The organism is Deinococcus budaensis (assembly GCF_014201885.1).
Classification (GTDB): domain Bacteria; phylum Deinococcota; class Deinococci; order Deinococcales; family Deinococcaceae; genus Deinococcus; species Deinococcus budaensis.
Genome location: NZ_JACHFN010000003.1, coordinates 289,528 through 305,645, shown reverse-complemented (window position 1 = coordinate 305,645; position 16,118 = coordinate 289,528). Strand labels below are relative to the sequence as shown.

Here is a 16,118-nt window from a genome sequence, read left to right as displayed (position 1 = left end):
ATTGAGGGGGTCGGCTCCGGGTGTTCTTCATCGCAGAAAACACCGTACAGGAGCCGACTTCTCATACCTCACCCTGACTTTTGACCCCTAGAGAGCGCGGCGGCTTATGGGGAGGCTGCGGCCCGGCTGCACGCTGCGGCTGACTCCTTCAGCGCAGAAAGCCGCTTTACCCTCGATCTCGACCACCTGCTGACCCAACCCCTGGCCCTGATTCGCCCCCTGCTGGCCGACGCGCCCGAGGTCTGGGCCGCGCTGGAGGCGGCCACCCACCGCACCCACGCGGCCCTGACCGCCCTCGCCCCGGGCCTGGAGTGGGGACCGTGTCACGGCGACCTCCACGAGGGCAACGCCCAGCTGGAGGAGGATGGGACCGTGCGCCTCTTCGATTTCGATTGCGGCGGTCCTGGCTGGCGGGCCTACGACCTGGCGGTGTACGGATGGAGCCTGTTCTCGAACAGCGGGACTTCGCCCGAGGTATCCGGGCAGGCATGGCAGAGCTTTCTCACGGCCTATCAGACCGTGCGCTCCCTGGGGGCAGCGGACCTTCAGGCCCTGCCTCTCTTCGTGACGGCGCGGGCCGTTTGGTTCATGGGCCTGACCGCAGGCCGCGCCCACGAGTACGGCACCGAGGTCCCGGACCTGGGGTTTTTTCAGTACGGCCTGAAGTTCATCCGGGATTGGGAGGCGCGGCCGGAAGCCTGACTCCCGTCGGGCGTAGACTCGCCGCATGTCCGCGCCCGCCTCCTCCTCCCGTGACGTGCTGCTCACCTGTCCCCTCGACTGCCCGGACGCCTGCCGCCTGCGCGTCACGCTGGAGCGCGGCAAGGACGGCCGCGAGCGGGCGGTAAAGCTCACCGGGGACGCGGCGCATCCGTACACCAAGGGCTTTGCCTGCGTCAAAACCGTGCATTACCCGGCGCGGCAGCACCACCCCGAACGGCCCATTTACCCCCTGCGCCGGGTGAATCCCAAGACCGACCCCGAACCCCGCTTCGAGCGGGTGACCTGGGACGAGGCGCTGGACGACATCGCCGCCCGGCTGCGTCAGTTGCTGGACCGTCACGGCCCCTCGTCCATCCTGCGCTACCACTACGCGGGCACGATGGGCCTGATGGAAAACTCGCACGCCCACGCGCTGTGGCGGGCGCTGGGCACGCCCGAACTCGACGAGACGATCTGCGCGACGGCGGGCACAGCGGCCTGGCAGGTGGGCTACGGCTCGCGCCTGACGGTGGACCCGCTGGACGTGCCGCACGCCCGCTTGATCGTGCTGTGGGGCATCAACTCGCTCAGCACCCACAGTCACCTCACCCCGCAGATGACGGCGGCCCGCAAGGCCGGTGCCCGCATCATCCACGTGGACCCCTACCGCAACCGCACCAGCGGGTACGCCGACACCCACCTCAAGCTCAAGCCGGGGACCGACGCGGCGCTCGCGCTGGGCGTGATGCACGAGCTGTTCGCCCACGGCTGGACCGACGGGGCGTATATCGCCCAGGCGACGGTCGGCGTGGAGGACCTGCGCGAAGCCGCCCGCGAGTGGACGCCCGAACGCACCGCCGAGGTCACCGGGCTGACCGTGGAGGAGGTGCGCGACCTCGCCCACGCCATCGGCACGACGCGGCCCACCTACATCCGGGTCGGGTACGGGATGACCCGCCATGAGAACGGCGGCACGGCGCTGCGGGCGGTCACGCTGATTCCGGCGCTGACGGGCGACTGGCGGCAGCGCGGCGGCGGGGTGTGCCTCAGCACCAGCGGGGCCTTCGCGCTGAACCGCACCCGGCTGGGGGGGGCGCACCTGACCCGCCCGGACGTGCCCCACGTCAACATGAACGAACTGGCGAGCGCCCTGGCCCCCGACGCGGGCTTCGGCGCGGCCGTCATCTACAACTGCAACCCGGCGGTGGTCGCGCCCGATTCCGCGCGGGTGCGGGCGGGCCTCCAGCGGGGCGACCTCCTCGTCGTGGTGCTGGAACAGGCGATGACGGAAACGGCGCGGCTGGCCGACTATGTGCTCCCCGCGACGACCTTCATGGAGCACCCCGACGTGTACACCAGCTACGGGCACCACTGGCTGGGCTACAACCGGGCCGAGCTGGAGGCCCCCGGCGAGGCCCGGCCCAACTCCTGGGTGTTTCAGCAACTCGCCCGCCGCCTCGGCGTGACCGAACCCAGCGTGTACTGGACGGTGGACGACCTGCTGGCCGAGGTGCTGGACACGGACCATCCCCACCTCGCGGGCATCACCCCCGAGCGGCTGAAGGCCGAGGGCAGCGTGCGGCTGAACCTCCCCGGGGACTTCTTGCCCTACGCGCAGGGGGCCGACACGCCCAGCGGCAAGGTGCAGCTCTCGCCCGCGCCGCAGTACCGCCCGGTCGAGGCCGTCCTGAACGCTGACTACCCCCTGCGCCTGCTGACGCCGCCCGCGCACCACTTCCTGAACTCCACCTACGGCAACCTTGCCAACCTGAACCGCGCCGAGGGGGGCGAGCCGCACGTCCTGATCCACCCCGAGGACGCCCGGAGCTACGGGCTGGAAGACGGCGGGTACGCGACGATTGCCAGCGAGGTCGGGCAGGTCCGCCGCCGGGTGAAGGTCACGGAAGCCGCGCAGCCGGGCGTCGCGGTCGTGGAGGGGACGTGGTGGGGCCTCAGCGCTCCCGACGGCGAGAGCATCAACGCCGTGACCGCGCAGACACTGACCGATCTGGGCGGAGGAAGTACCTTTCACAACACGCGGGTGCGGGTGACAGCCGTCAGTGCCGGGGCGTGACCACGGGCTGGGCCGAGGAAGCTCGCGTCCAGTCGAAACGGGCCTGAAACACACCGCATTCGTCATGGCGAGTTGCCACGACTTCCCGGGAAGTGAAGATGTCCTGCTCATCCCGAGTCCCATCCTTCTCCACCGGACCGCAGCCGGGGCGGGTGGGGACGGCGAAGTTCAGGGCATACGTCTTCCGGGTCGCCACGTCGTAGCGGAAGTAATTCAGGCGCACGGGTTCGTAAGGGCTGTAGGCGCCGTTGGGTGAGTTGAACAGCAGGCTGCGGGTGTTCTCGGCCACCCGCCACCCGTCAATCTCGGTTCGGTCCTGGGTCGGGCGCAGGTTCTGCACCAGCGTGCGCGTGGCAATCTGGGCGACCGCACTGCTGTATGCCACGAACAGCGCGTTTCCCTTGCTGTACAGGCGCGACACCCTGCCGACCTGGGTATGCCCCGCGAACAGGCGGCCCGTCGCCACGTCATAGACCCGCAGTTGAAACTCGTCCCAGCGCTGTTCCGGCTCGGTCGTCACCGCCAGCCGCCCGTCCGCCACGAGGGCGTAGGCCTGCTGCCCCTGCGGTACCGGATACGAGCGGACGACCTGCCCGCCCCGCAGCAGCCGGACTTCCCCGGGACGGACCTCTGCCCGGTAGGGCGCCGCTTCCCCTCCCCCCAGGGCCAGCGTTCCAGAGGCGAGGGCCAGCGCGGTCACGGCCGCCATGCAAGGAACGTTCATGCCCCAGAGTAGGCGCTGACGCTGACCGCTCTCTGCTCACCCTGCCCTCCGTGAGCGACTGCGCCTGATCCCGCAGAGCCGGGCCGCGTGGGCGCCCTACACTCGCCCCCACATGAACCTGAACCACATCAACCTCGAAGTGACCGATGTCACCGCGACCGTCGCCCTGCTGGAAACCTACTTCGGCCTGCGCCGCACGCGGCTGGTCACGGCGGAGATGGCTTTCCTGCGCGACGACAGCGGCGCGCTGATCTCGCTGTTCAGGGGTGAGGACGTGGCCTACCCGCGCATGTTCCACATCGGCTTTACCCGCGAGACGGTCGAGGAGGTCAACGACCTGCACCGCCGACTGGTCGAGGGCGGCTTTGCCCCGGAAGCCCCCCGGGACGACCACGGGCGCTGGACCTTCTACCTCGCCACGCCGGGCGGCTTTACCCTGGAGGTCCAGAAGTTCCACCGCGAACTGGTCTAGCCGGACTGGCGCCCGGAAGGCCGGAGCGCCCTCACCCCTCCAGCATCCGTGCCCAGCCCTCCGGGTCCTCGCCCACCGTCAGCACCTTGCCCCCGCGCACCAGCGGCAGCCGCAGCAGTTCGGGCGTCTCGATCACGCGGGCGATGACGCCTTCCTCGGTGGTCCGCAGGTAGGCGAGGTTGCTTCTCTCATACGCCTTGCCCTCCAGGTCGAGCAGCGCGTTCAGCCCGAACTTCTGCACGAAGCGGGTCAACTCCCCCTTGGCGATGGGCTTGGCCGCCAGGTCCACGAAATGAATCTTGACCCGCCGTTCCTTGAAAAAGCGCTCGGCGGCGCGGGTGGCGGCGCTCTTTTTGAGGCCGAACATCTGGACTTGCGGGGCGGTCATGGGCAGAGGATAGCCGTCCGCAAAAAGCCCCGGCGTGGGCCGAGGCAAAGGCGGCGGGAATCGCTGGGAGCTGGCCGCTGGAAGCTGACGGCTTCAGTTCGTGTACAGCCCCAGCTCTCCCTCGGCCGTGCCCACCGGCAGCCCCAGGTGGTCGTAGGCGTGGGCGGTGGCGACCCGGCCCCGGGGGGTGCGCTTGATGAACCCGAGCTGGATCAGGTACGGCTCGTACACGTCTTCGAGGGTCAGGGCGTCCTCCGAGATCGCGGTGGCGAGGGTATCCACCCCGACCGGACCGCCCGCGAAGCGGTGGATCAGGGTTTCGAGGTACTTCTTGTCGCGGTCGTCGAGGCCCGCCGCGTCCAGGCCCTGCTTGTCGAGGGCGTCGTGGGCGCGCTCGACGCCGATTACCGGCTCGCCCGCCACGTCGGCGTAGTCGCGCACGCGCCGCAGCAGCCGCTTGGCGATGCGCATGGTGCCGCGCGAGCGGGCGCCGATCTCCAGCGCGGCGTCCTCCTCCAACCCGAAGCCCAGCAGCCGGGCGTCGCGCAGCAGGTTGGTGGCGATCTCCTGCGCGGTGTAGTACTCCAGATGCTCGATGATCCCGAAGCGGCTGCGCATGGGCGCGCTGATGAGGCCGGGGCGGGTGGTCGCCCCCACCAGCGTGAAGCGCGGGAGCGGCAGCTCGATGGTCCGCGCGGCGGGTCCCTGCCCCAGCACGATGTCGAGCTTGAAATCCTCCATCGCGGGGTAGAGGTGTTCCTCGGCCACCCGGCCCAGCCGGTGAATCTCGTCGATAAACAGCACGTCGCCTTCCTCCAGGCTGTTCGTCAGGATGGCGGCGAGGTCCCCGGGCTTCTCGATGGCCGGGCCGGAGGTCACCCGGATGTTGACCCCCAGTTCGGCCGCGACGATGTGCGCCAGCGTGGTCTTGCCCAGTCCGGGAGGCCCGAACAGCAGGGTGTGGTCCAGCGCCTCGCGGCGGCCCTTGGCGGCCTGAAGGTAGACCGTCAGTTTCTCCTTGAGCCGCTCCTGGCCGACATATTCGGTCAGCGTCTTGGGGCGCAAGGCGGCGTCGAGCGGTTCAGTCATGCCGTCATATTACGCTATTTCCGAAAAAAGGGTGTCAGGTACGGACAAGCGGCCCCCTTGCCCTGCCCTCAGCCGCCGTGCAGGCGGATCAAGCCCGGCAGGTCGCGGGCGAGTTCGCCCTCCAGCACATTGAGGTTGCTGTAGACGCGCACGAAGCGGCCCTGGGCGTCCACCACGCTGACCTGATCGCCGTGGATGCGGGCGGCCTCGTTGGCGCCTCCGGGGACCTCGTCGCTGTGGTCGTCGCCCGGGTGGGCCGCGCCGGTGTCCGCGTCCGCCCCCGCGCCGGGCGCGCCGCTGCTTCCCAGGTGGGCGCTGTGGTCCCCAGCGGGCGCGGGCGGAGGCTTGACGTTGCTGACGAACATCACGCGGGCCGCCTCGTCGATGGTGGCCTCGTCGCCGGTCAGGCCGGTGAAGGCAGGGTCGAAGCGGGTCAGATAGTCGCGCAGGACTGCCGGACGGTCGTGCGCCGGGTCCACGGTGATCAGTTGCACCTGCACCCGCTCGCGCTGCCCGGGCGTCAGCGCCTCGTAGGTGTTCTTCAGGCTCGCCAGGGTCGCCGGGCACACGTCGGGGCAGCGCACGAAGCCGTAGAACACCAGCCGCAGCCGCCCGCCCGAGTCGTTGAGCGTGGCCGCCTCGCCGCGGTCGTTCACCAGCCGCAAGGCGGGCAGGGCCACCGGGTTGTCCAGCGCCGTCCCTCCGGTCGGGGGAGGGGAGACGCCCCGGTACACCAGCAGCCCGCCCAGGACCGCCGCGAGGGCCAAAAGCACCGCTGTGAGCCACTTCATGCCCGGCAGGCTAGCGGGGACGGGGGGGGCGGGGTGTCCCCGCTTCCAGCCGTCAGGCAAAGAAGAAGATGGGAACGCTCGTCACGCTCCCACCCCCTCAGTTGTCTTTTGCTGGCCGCTGGCGGCGGGAAGCTGGGCGCCGCCTTACCAGGCGTAGAAGATCGCCAGGATCAGCAGCCACACCACGTCCACCAGGTGCCAGTACAGGCTGGCGGCGGTCAGCGAGCCGTGGTTGTACTTGTCCATCTTGCCAGTCAGCGCCTGGTAGTACGGCAGGGCGATGCCGGTGCCGCCGATCAGGATGTGCAGCCCGTGCAGGCCGACGATGATGAAGAAGCACGACTGCCACAGGTTCTGGCGCCAGTCGCTCTCGAAGCCGAACAGCGCGAACTCGTACACCTGGAACAGCATGAACACCGCGCCCAGGATCAGGGTGATAAAGAGGCCGAGGCGGAACCAGGTGTAGCGCCCGTGGTGGTGGTCCTGCTCGGCCTTGTGAATCACGAAGGACGAGGAGACCAGAATCAGGGTGTTCAGCGCGGCCAGCCAGATGTTGGGGCGCAGCGCGGGCGGCTCGGCGGCGCCGATGATGCGCAGGTACACGTAGCCGGCGATCAGCACGCCGAAGAGGCTGATTTCCGACAGGATGAACCAGCTCATGCCCATGAAGCCGTTGTCGTACTTGGTGAGGTGGTGGTGCTCGACCGGCACGGCGTATTCCCGGGTGCCCGCCCACTTGAACAGCGAGTACAGGAAGAAGGGAATGCTGGCGTACAGGATCACGGTGGCGATCTGGAAGTTCAGCCCGGCCTCGCTGAAGGCGCGCAGCCCGGCCGTGGGCGAGTAGTTGGTGAACCAGCCGAACGACAGCCCGTAGCCCATCAGCAGCAGCGAGACCGCCGTCATGAACGGCCAGATGGTGTCCTGCGGCAGGTGGATGGTCTTGGGATCGACCGGGATCAGCCGCTCGCCGCTCTTTTCCCAGTCGTACAGCGGCCGCTCGGTGGGAAAGGTGGTCGGGAACTCGTGCGCGAAGTTGTAGGCGGCGGGCGGAGAAGCCGCCGTCCACTCCAGCGTGAAGCCGCCCCAGGGGTTGGGAGACGCCGTGGCGGGGCGCTGGTGGGTCTTGTACATGTTCCAGACCCACACGATGCCGCCCGCCAGCAGGGTCAGGGCACCCAGGGTCGAGATGAAGTTCAGCTCGGTCCAGGCGAAGTTCCCCGCCGGGTAGGTGTAGTAGCGCCGGGGCATGCCTAGCAGACCCAGGATGTACTGCGGCAGGAAGGTCAGCCACGAGCCGACCATAAAGAGCCAGAAGTGCCAGGTGCCCAGCTTCTCGTCGAGGAAACGCCCGGTCATCTTGGGCCACCAGTAGTACAGGCCCGCCATCGCCAGGAAGGCGGTGCCGAACATCATCACGTTGTGGAAGTGCGCCACCACGTAGTACGAGTTGGTGACCTGGTAGTCGAAGGGAATCATGCCCAGCGAGACGCCGGTGATGCCGCCGATCAGGAAGTTGAAGATGAAGCCCACCAGCCAGTAGGTCGGCGTCTTCATGATGATGCGCCCGCCCCACAGCGTCCCGATCAGGTTGAAGATCTTCACGCCCGTGGGCACGGCCACGATGAGGGTGGCGACCGCAAAGGCGATCTGCCAGGCTTCGGGCAGGCCGACCGCGAAGATGTGGTGGACCCACACCAGCAGCGAGACGATCACGATGCCCAGCAGCGAGTAGACCATCACCCGGTAGCCGAACAGCGGCTTGCGGGCCATGGTGGACGCCACCTCGGCGGCGATGCCCAGGTACGGCAGCAGCATCACGTACACGGCCGGGTGCGAGTAGAACCAGAAAAACTGGGTAAAGAGGATCGGGGTGCCGCCGATGCCGGGGTTGAACATGCTCAGCCCCAGCTTGATTTCCAGGTAGGTCACCAGCGCGGCGGCGGTCAGGCCGCCCAGGCTGACCAGTTGAAGCAGGCTGGTCGCGAAGATGCTCCAGCAAAAGATCGGCATCTTCCACAGGCTCATGCCGGGCGCGCGCATGTTCACGATGGTCGCGGCGAAGTTGGCGCTGCCCAGCAGCGACCCGATGCCGTTGAGAATCACGGCGACCATAAAGACGCTCACGCCGCTCTGGTTGCCGTCCACCGACAGCGGGTAGTAGAAGGTCCAGCCCACGCCCGGCAGACCGCCGTTCCACAGCCCCGTCAGGATCAAAACCAGGCTGAAGATAAAGAGCCACACGGCGAAGGTGTTCACGCGCGGCAGGGCCACGTCACGCACGCCGAGTTGCAAGGGCAGGAAGAAGTTCCCGAAGCCGAACAGCCCGATCGGAATCAGGAAGAAAAAAATCATGATCGCCGCGTGGGCCGTCAGGATCTCGTTGTAGGTGTTGCCCACCAGCAGGCTCTGGTCGGGCAGCGCGAGTTGCAGCCGGATGGCGACGGCCATCAGGCCCGCGACCGCAAAGGCCACGATGGAGGTGGCGATGTACAGGAGACCGATCTTTTTGTGATCGGTGGTCATCATGTAGTCCTTGATGACCTCCCACACGCCCCGGCGAGCGGCGGCAGTGGGCTGCGGGGCGTGCTGAACCGTCACTGGGTGCCTCCTTGGGTGCCCGCCTGAGAACCTGCGGCCGCGCCGATCACCGGCACGTCACGCCAGTAGTTCGCTTCCTCCGGGAGTCTCAGGCTGCGGATGTACGCGGCCACGTCCGACAGCTCCTGCTCGGTGAGCACGCCGCCCTTTTGCACCTGCCCGTTGACCCGGTAGGTCGCGCCGTTGTAGGGGGGCATCAGGCTGCCGGGCTTGACGCCGGGGCTGTTGGCCAGCCAGGGAATCAGCATCTCCTCGGCGCGCTCGCCTTCCCACATGCCCGCGCCCAGCGTGCGGCGGGTGCCGAAAAAGCTCAGGTCGGGACCGGCCGCGCCGTTGGCGGGCGTGCCCTGCACCCGGTGGCAGGCCGCGCAGGCCAGCGCGCCCGTGGACGGCTTGCCCTGCATGAAGATGGTGTAGCCGCGCGCCTCGGCGCTGCCTTCTGCGGGGGTGGGCGCGCGGTAGGCCTGCGCCGCCGCCAGGAAGCTGTTGTAGCGCTCCGGCTCCAGCGCCACGACCTTGTAGCGCATGTTGGCGTGGCTGGCCCCGCACAGCAGCGAGCAGTTGCCCTGGTACACGCCGGGACGGTTGGTGTCGATCTGCCAGGTCTTCTCGGTGCCGGGGGTGGCGTTGCGCTGCCCGCCCAGGTTCGGCGCCCAGAAGGCGTGCATCACGTCCCCCGAGGTGATGGTCAGCGCCACCGGGTTGCGGGTGGGCATCACCAGTTCGTTGCCGTTGGACACCACGCCGCCCGCCGCCGCCGTGGCGGTCGGGTAGGTGAAGTTCCACCAGAACTGCCGCGCCAGCACGTTGATGCTGGTGGCGTTTTGCGGCGTGGGGTTGAGCCGGGCCATCGAGCGCACCGTGAGCACGCTGAGCAGCACCACGATCAAGACCGGCACGACCACCAGAATCACTTCCAGGCGGTTGTTGCCGTGGAACTGCGCGGGTGCGGCGTCGTGGCCCGGGCGGTCTTCGCGGAACTTGCGCACCGTGTAAAAGAGCGCGTAGGACACGCCGATGAAGATGATGATCGAGAAGGCGATCGCCCACACGCTCATCCAGAAGATCTCGCGGTTGTAGGCGGACGACATGTCCCCGATGCTGAGTAGCTGCTGCGACCCGCAGCCGGTCAGCAGCGCCGCGCCTGCCGTGAGCAGCCCGGCCCGCACCCACGGGTGTGGCCGGTCCCTGGGGGGTCTATGGTTGGTGTTCAACATCACTCCTTTCCTCGCGCCCTAGTCTAAAGCGTCTCTCAGGGTTTTGCGCCCCCATGAATTGTCCCGCTGTGCGCGGCTTCCAGACGTATTCGACCGAGCGGTCAGGGACAGCTCCCATGAGAGCAGGCTGGGGGGTGGTCATGTGTCCTTACGGCCGGGTGTGGATGGTGTGCGGTGGGCAAAGAAGAGGGACAGCCCCGCCGGACTGCCCCCTTTTTTGCTTTTTTTGCCGCCCACTCGCCAGTACCCCCTTACCCCAGCAGCACCCGGTCCACCGCCCCCGCCACGAACAGCAGGGCGAGGTACAGCATCGAGTACAGGTAGAGCGGCACGGCGACCCGGCGCTCGACCGCCCGCCCGGCCATGACGTGGCGGTACAGCCGCCAGGAGAGCACCAGCAGCCAGCCGCCCAGCCCCAGCGCCGAGACGAAGTAGATCAGCCCGACCTCCTGGAAAAACACCGGCATCACCGAGAGCACGACCGTATAGATGGCGTAGAGGCCGATCTGCGCGACCGTGAGGCGGTCGCCGTGGACCACCGGCAGCATCGGAATGCCGACCTCGCGGTATTCCTCCTTGATCATCAGGGCCAGCGCCCAGAAGTGCACCGGCGTCCAGAAAAAGACGATGGCGAACAGGAACCACGCGAAGAGGTTCAGGTCGCCCGTCACGGCGGCCCAGCCCACCAGCGGCGGAAAGCACCCGGCGGCGCCGCCCAGCACGATGTTGTGCCAGGTCGTGCGCTTGAGCCACAGGGTGTACACCACCACGTAGGTGAAAAAACCCGCCAGGCTCATCCAGGCGGCCAGCGGGGTGGCCCAGAGCCACAGCGCCGCAAAGGACCCGACTTGCAGGGTACTCCCGAAGATCGCCGCGTCGCGCCGGGAGATCAGCCCGCTGGAGGTGGGCCGCCCCGCCGTGCGCTTCATCTTGAGGTCGATGTCGCGGTCGATGATCATGTTGAACACGCCCGCCGACCCCGCCGAGGCGTAGCCGGCCAGACTCACCACGATCAGGAGCCACAGCCCCGGCCAGCCGCGCGCGGCCATCACCATCGCGGTGACGGTGGTCCACAGCAGCAGGCTGATGACCTTGGGCTTGGTCAGGGCGAGGTAGTCGCGCCAGGTCGCGCGCACGGGCCGGGCGGCCGGGCTGCTCGCGGCAGGAGCGGGAGAGGCGCGGTCCACGTGGTCGGTCGTCACGCCGTCACCCCCCGGCGGGCGGAGGCCGGCACCCGGCGCAGGGCGCTCAGGGCCTCGTAGGTCAGCAGCACCGTCACGAGCCACATGATGCACGCCAGCCCCAGGTGCGTGAGCTGCATCCAGCCCGGCGCCTTGAGGGCCACGTTGGCAAAGCCCGCGACCATCTGGAGGGCGAGCACGCCCACGAGCGCGGCCCCCCAGCGGGTCACGCCCGGCGAGGGCCGCCAGCGCCGCAGCGCGGTCACCAGCCAGACCAGATACGCGCTGGTCAGCACGGCGAGCAGCGGGTGAACGACCCGCAGGTTCTCGATCAGGCCCGCCGTGGCTCCGAAGTCGCGCCGCACGGTGTCCAGCGGCGTGCCGGGCGTGGGCGCGAACAGCAGGTCGCCCAGCGCGGTCACGGCGCCCGCCATTCCCAGAACCAGCGTCAGCACCAGCCCCAGGGTGCCCAGCCCCAGCACCCGCCCCTGGCCGCGCAGCCGCAGCGCCGGGCGGCCCGAGGCCCACAGCGCCGTGAGCAGCAGCGCACCCAGCAGCAAGAAGGTGTTCGCCAGGTGGACGCCCTGCACCAGCCCGCGCGCGGGGTCTGTGGAGTCGGCGGTCAGCCCCAGCCGCACCTGCACGCCGCCCACCAGACCTTCCAGCACGATCAAACCCAGGCTCAGCGCCGCGCCCAGCCGGGCGGGATGCCCGCGCGGGGTCGCGCGAAAGGCCAGCGCCAGCAGCGCCAGCGCGAGGAGGCCGCTCGCCGCGCTGGTCAGGCGGTGGCTGAACTCGATCACCGTGTGCAGGGTCGGGCTTTGCGGCACCACCACGCCGTTGCACAGCGGCCAGTGGTCGCCGCACCCGGCCCCCGCGCCCGTGATCCGCACCACCGCGCCCCACAAGATCACCAGCACGTTGTAGGCCAGCGCCGCCCACGCCAGCCGGGGCAGCCACGCGCCCGCACCTGCGCGGGGAACCGTCAGCGTTCCGCTCATCTTCCTCCTCACCGTCCCTTTCCGCACCTCTGCCCGGCTCTGCCCGGCCGGGGGCGCGGTCAACCCGGCCATTCTAGTCGCCCCCCCCGGCTGAAGATTGTCCCCCCCGGCGCCTGCTGTGCTGCTGTGCGCGCCCGCTGCGGTACGCTCAGGCCAGTATCACGGCCGCGCCCCGCTGCTCCTCCCTGATCCGTTCCCCCTGCCGAGGTGTCCCCATGCTCAGGTCAGAAGTCAATGCCGCCCAGCGCCGCGCCGTCGCCTTTCTCGGGGAGCTGCGCTTTGCCGCGCCGCCCTGGGTCACCTGGACGCCCCAGGAGTGGGCCGCGCAGCCGGGGGTGCGGGCCCACTGCCACGCCCGGCAGATGGGCTGGGACGTGACCGATTTCGGCTCGGGGGACTTTGCGCGCCGGGGCCTTTTGCTGGTCTGCACCCGCAACGGCCGCCCCGGCGTGCCCGGCGACGTGCCCTACGCCGAGAAGCTGCTGCTGGTCGGTGAGGGCCAGGAGACGCCGCTGCACACCCACCGGCACAAGACCGAGGACATCATCAACCGGGGTGGCGGGGTGCTGGTGATGGAACTGGCGCTGGTGTCGGAGGGCGGAGAGGTGAGGGACGTCCCCGTGCCCGTCATCACCGACGGCCGCCTGCGACATCTGGGGCCGCTGGAGCCGCTCGCCCTGGGGAGCGGCGAGAGCATCACCCTGCACCCGGGCACCTACCACCGCTTCTACGCCCAGCCGGGTCACGGCCCGGTGCTCGCCGGAGAGGTCAGCGCCGTGAACGACGACCTGCACGACAACGTCTTTCTGGAGGCGGTGGGGCGCTTCCCGGCCGTCGAGCCGGACGAGGCGCCGCTGTATCCGCTGTGGAGCGAGCTGGGGGAATGACCGGGGAGCCGAGGCCCCGGACACCTGCCCCTGGCCCCGGCGCCTAGACTGCCCGGCGTGGCACCGATCATCAACCAGTGGGCCGTCATCACCATCATCCTGAGCGGCATCGCGCTCGTGGTCGGCGTCTTTTTTATCCGGCGGGGCAACCGCGAGGCGCATATGCGGGCGATGCTGACCGCCAGCGCCCTGGCGACCGTCTTTCTGGTGCTGTACCTCACCCGGCTCGCGCTGGGTTACGAGAAACAGTACGTGGGGCCGGACCAGTGGCGCGCGGCCTACTTCGCCCTCCTGATCAGCCACATCATCCTGGCGGCGGCCAACCTGCCGCTGGCGCTGGGAGCGCTGTTCAACGCCTGGAAGGGGCTGAAGGCCGCCGGAAACCTGGGCCGCATCGACGCGGCCCCGGCCCGCACCTTTTTCAACCGCCACCGCGCCTGGGTGCGCTGGACGGTGCCGGTGTGGCTGTACGTGGCGGTCACAGGCTGGATCATCTACCTCGTGCTGGGGCGATACGGCGAGGTCGTGACGGGGTAAAGGGGCGACCAGCCACCCGCTTCCGGCGGCCAGCAGAAATGGTCCCTGGCTGGCGGCTGGTCGCGGGAAGCTGGTAGCTTCTTCCTCATGAAGCGCAGCATTCCCGAGTTGCAGCAGTCGGCCCAGGCCCTGGTCATGGTCACGGCCTACGACTATCCCGGCGCGCGGCACGCCGAGGCCGCCGGGGTGGACCTGATTCTGGTCGGGGACAGCCTGGGCAACGTGGTGCTGGGCTACGACTCGACCGCGCCCGTGACCCTGGCCGACATGATCCACCACGGGCGGGCGGTGCGGCGGGGGGCCAAGGACACCTTTCTGGTCGTGGACCTGCCCTTCGGGACCTACCACACCGGCACCCACGACGCGATGCGCGCCGCCGTGCGCGTCATTCAGGAGACGGGCGCGGACGCCGTGAAGATGGAGGGCGCCTCGCCCGAGATTCTGGAGGTCGTGGGAACCTTGACCCGCAACGGCGTCCCGGTGATGGGCCACGTCGGCCTGACGCCCCAGACGGCCACCGCCCAGGGCGGCCTGAAGGTGCAGGGCAAGGACGACGAGGGCGCCCGCCGCATTCTGGACGGGGCGCTGGCGCTGGAGCAGGCCGGGGCCTTCGCGGTCGTGCTGGAAACCGTTCCGGCCCGGCTGGCCCGGCTGGTCAGCGAGCGCCTGGGCGTGCCCACCATCGGCATCGGGGCCGGGGTCCACTGTGACGGGCAGGTCCTCGTCACCCACGACCTGCTGGGCGTCTACGAGGGCGAGGAGAAGAAGATCGCCAAACGCTACGCCGAGGTCGGCCGCACCTCCCGTGAGGCCATCGAGGCCTACGCCCGCGAGGTCCGCGCCCGCGAGTTTCCGCGCAAGGACAACAGCTTCGTGATGAAAGACGAGGTGCTGGACAAGCTGTACTGAGGGGCCAGCTTCCAGCCGCCAGCCAGGACAGAAAGAAGCGTTCGCCTGAGCAGGGGCGAACGCTTCTTTGGCTGGCGGCTCTCAGTTCCAGCGCCCGCCGCGCTGCTGGCGCACCTCGGGTTCGGGGGCGGCGTAGGTCTCCTCGGCGCGGCTGAGCTTCTTGCGGCCATAGAGGCCCTCCAGCACGAACTCGGCGGCGCTGACCCGCACGGCGTCGTCGGGGCTGGCGGCCACCTCGGCGGCGAGGTCCGGGAGGCCCGGCACGGCCCTGGCGGCCTTCAAGGCGGCGCCCGCGTCTCCCGATTGCGGAAAGCGGAAGACGTTGCCGTCCTCGAACCACTTTTCCAGCTCGCGGGTGTTCGCGGAGGCGTAGTGGCGGGCGTAGACGGCTCCGGCGGCCTTGCGGATCACGTCGCGGGCGACCTGATCGGCGCCCTTGAGTTCGCCCTCGTACTCCAGCTCCATCTTGCCGGTGATCGCCGGGAGGCCCGCGTACACGTCGCTGACCCGCACGACCGGGGCGTCGCCGGAAATCAGGCCCCGGCGTTCGGCGTTGGCCGAGGCGACTTCCATCAGGCTGATGGGGAGTCTCTGCGACACGCCGCTCATCTTGTCCACCCGGCCGTCCTCGCGGGCCTGGAAGGCGATCTCCTCGACCAGCTCGGCGATGAAGCCGGGCACGGTGACGCCCTCGGCCTTCACGGCCTCCTGGGCGGTGATGTCCATGCCCAGCCGCACGTCGCTGGGGTAGTGGGTGCGGATCTCCGAGCCGATGCGGTCTTTCAGCGGCGTGACGATCTTGCCGCGCGCCGTGTAGTCCTCGGGGTTGGCGGAAAAGACCAGCATCACGTCGAGTTCCAGCCGGATGGGGTAGCCCTTGATCTGCACGTCCCCTTCCTGAAGGATGTTAAAGAGCGCCACCTGCACCTTGGGCGCGAGGTCGGCCAGCTCGTTGACCGCGAAGATGCCCCGGTTGGCGCGCGGCAGCAGCCCGAAGTGCATCGAGCGGGTGTCGCCCAGCGAGGTGCCCAGGCGGGCGGCCTTGATGGGGTCCACGTCCCCGATCAGGTCGGCCACCGTCACGTCGGGGGTGGCGAGCTTTTCCACGTAGCGGTCCTGACGCGGCAGCCAGCGCACCGGCAGCTCCAGGCCGTGGACTTCGAGCAGGTGGCGGCCCTCGGCGCCGATGGGGTTGAGGGGATCGTCGGGCATGTCCACCCCGTCGATCACCGGCACCACGTCGTCAAGCAGTTCCGTGATCGCGCGCAGGATGCGGCTTTTCGCCTGCCCGCGCAGGCCCAGCAGGATGAAGTTCTGGCGGGCCAGCAGGGCGTTGACCAGCTGCGGAATCACCGTGTCGTCGTAGCCCACCACGCCCGGAAACAGTTCCTCGCCGCCCCGCAGCTTGCGCGTCAGGTTTTCCCGCACCTCGTCTTGCACCGTGCGCCGCTGACCGTCGAAGGGCGCGCGGCCCCGGTACTCCGGCGTCTGAAGAAGTTCTCCCAGCGTCCTGGCCCTTGCCTGTCCCTGTGCAGCGGTCATGAT

The 16,118-nt window shown here is 69.1% G+C and carries 14 protein-coding genes and 1 pseudogene; 6 read left to right on the top strand and 9 right to left on the bottom strand.

Annotation, left to right across the window (positions count from 1 at the left end; all coding sequences use genetic code 11):
• Window positions 1-108: 108 nt before the first annotated feature.
• Window positions 109-702 (top strand): annotated as a pseudogene (locus HNQ09_RS06390) (phosphotransferase enzyme family protein); the annotation flags it as partial.
• Between the two features lie 25 nt (window positions 703-727).
• Complete coding sequence (locus HNQ09_RS06385) at window positions 728-2,776, top strand: molybdopterin oxidoreductase family protein (protein ID WP_184026893.1); 2,049 nt, start codon at window positions 728-730, stop codon at window positions 2,774-2,776.
• Here HNQ09_RS06385 and HNQ09_RS06380 read toward each other — a convergent pair.
• Window positions 2,760-3,500 carry a hypothetical protein gene (locus HNQ09_RS06380; RefSeq protein WP_184026891.1) on the bottom strand — a complete coding sequence of 247 codons (741 nt, stop codon included), beginning with the start codon at window positions 3,498-3,500 and terminating at the stop codon, window positions 2,760-2,762. The two genes, HNQ09_RS06385 and HNQ09_RS06380, sit on opposite strands and share 17 nt — an antisense overlap.
• 112 nt (window positions 3,501-3,612) lie before the next feature.
• On the opposite strand from HNQ09_RS06380, the gene HNQ09_RS06375 reads away from it, so the two are divergent.
• Window positions 3,613-3,972: a VOC family protein gene (locus HNQ09_RS06375; protein ID WP_184026889.1), complete on the top strand. Its 360-nt coding sequence runs from the start codon at window positions 3,613-3,615 to the stop codon at window positions 3,970-3,972.
• 31 nt (window positions 3,973-4,003) lie between these two features.
• On the opposite strand, the gene HNQ09_RS06370 is transcribed toward HNQ09_RS06375, so the two are convergent.
• The 7 genes from HNQ09_RS06370 to HNQ09_RS06340 form a co-directional block, all read right to left on the bottom strand.
• Entirely contained in the window at window positions 4,004-4,360 is a 357-nt protein-coding gene (locus HNQ09_RS06370) for an ArsC/Spx/MgsR family protein (RefSeq protein WP_184026886.1), read from the bottom strand.
• 93 nt (window positions 4,361-4,453) lie between these two features.
• A complete protein-coding gene (ruvB, locus tag HNQ09_RS06365) occupies window positions 4,454-5,449 on the bottom strand; it encodes a Holliday junction branch migration DNA helicase RuvB (RefSeq protein WP_184026884.1) in 996 nt (331 codons plus the stop codon).
• Window positions 5,450-5,517: 68 nt separating this feature from the next.
• Window positions 5,518-6,240 (bottom strand): SCO family protein, encoded by a 723-nt coding sequence (locus tag HNQ09_RS06360; protein ID WP_184026882.1) that lies wholly within the window; start codon window positions 6,238-6,240, stop codon window positions 5,518-5,520.
• Between the two features lie 144 nt (window positions 6,241-6,384).
• A complete protein-coding gene (locus HNQ09_RS06355; protein ID WP_184026880.1) occupies window positions 6,385-8,841 on the bottom strand; it encodes a cbb3-type cytochrome c oxidase subunit I in 2,457 nt (818 codons plus the stop codon).
• The gene (gene coxB / locus HNQ09_RS06350) at window positions 8,838-10,058 is read right to left on the bottom strand and encodes a cytochrome c oxidase subunit II (protein WP_184026878.1); all 1,221 of its coding nucleotides are present in this window, start codon (window positions 10,056-10,058) and stop codon (window positions 8,838-8,840) included. Before coxB ends, HNQ09_RS06355 begins: the two co-directional genes overlap by 4 nt.
• A gap of 251 nt (window positions 10,059-10,309) precedes the next feature.
• Window positions 10,310-11,245, bottom strand: coding sequence for a heme o synthase (locus tag HNQ09_RS06345; protein WP_184026964.1), 936 nt, complete (start codon window positions 11,243-11,245; stop codon window positions 10,310-10,312).
• A gap of 11 nt (window positions 11,246-11,256) precedes the next feature.
• The gene (locus tag HNQ09_RS06340) at window positions 11,257-12,240 is read right to left on the bottom strand and encodes a COX15/CtaA family protein (RefSeq protein WP_184026876.1); all 984 of its coding nucleotides are present in this window, start codon (window positions 12,238-12,240) and stop codon (window positions 11,257-11,259) included.
• Window positions 12,241-12,455: 215 nt separating this feature from the next.
• Here HNQ09_RS06340 and HNQ09_RS06335 point away from each other — a divergent pair, with 215 nt between their 5' ends.
• From HNQ09_RS06335 to panB, 3 genes are all read left to right on the top strand, one after another.
• Window positions 12,456-13,127 (top strand): D-lyxose/D-mannose family sugar isomerase, encoded by a 672-nt coding sequence (locus tag HNQ09_RS06335; RefSeq protein ID WP_184026874.1) that lies wholly within the window; start codon window positions 12,456-12,458, stop codon window positions 13,125-13,127.
• Between the two features lie 57 nt (window positions 13,128-13,184).
• On the top strand, window positions 13,185-13,664 hold the full coding sequence (locus HNQ09_RS06330; RefSeq protein ID WP_184026871.1) for a DUF420 domain-containing protein: 480 nt from the start codon (window positions 13,185-13,187) through the stop codon (window positions 13,662-13,664).
• An 87-nt stretch (window positions 13,665-13,751) separates the two neighbouring features.
• Window positions 13,752-14,573, top strand: coding sequence for a 3-methyl-2-oxobutanoate hydroxymethyltransferase (panB, locus tag HNQ09_RS06325; RefSeq protein WP_184026868.1), 822 nt, complete (start codon window positions 13,752-13,754; stop codon window positions 14,571-14,573).
• Between the two features lie 81 nt (window positions 14,574-14,654).
• Here panB and HNQ09_RS06320 read toward each other — a convergent pair whose 3' ends face one another.
• Window positions 14,655-16,115: a sigma 54-interacting transcriptional regulator gene (locus tag HNQ09_RS06320; RefSeq protein WP_184026865.1), complete on the bottom strand. Its 1,461-nt coding sequence runs from the start codon at window positions 16,113-16,115 to the stop codon at window positions 14,655-14,657.
• Between the last annotated feature and the right edge of the window lie 3 nt (window positions 16,116-16,118).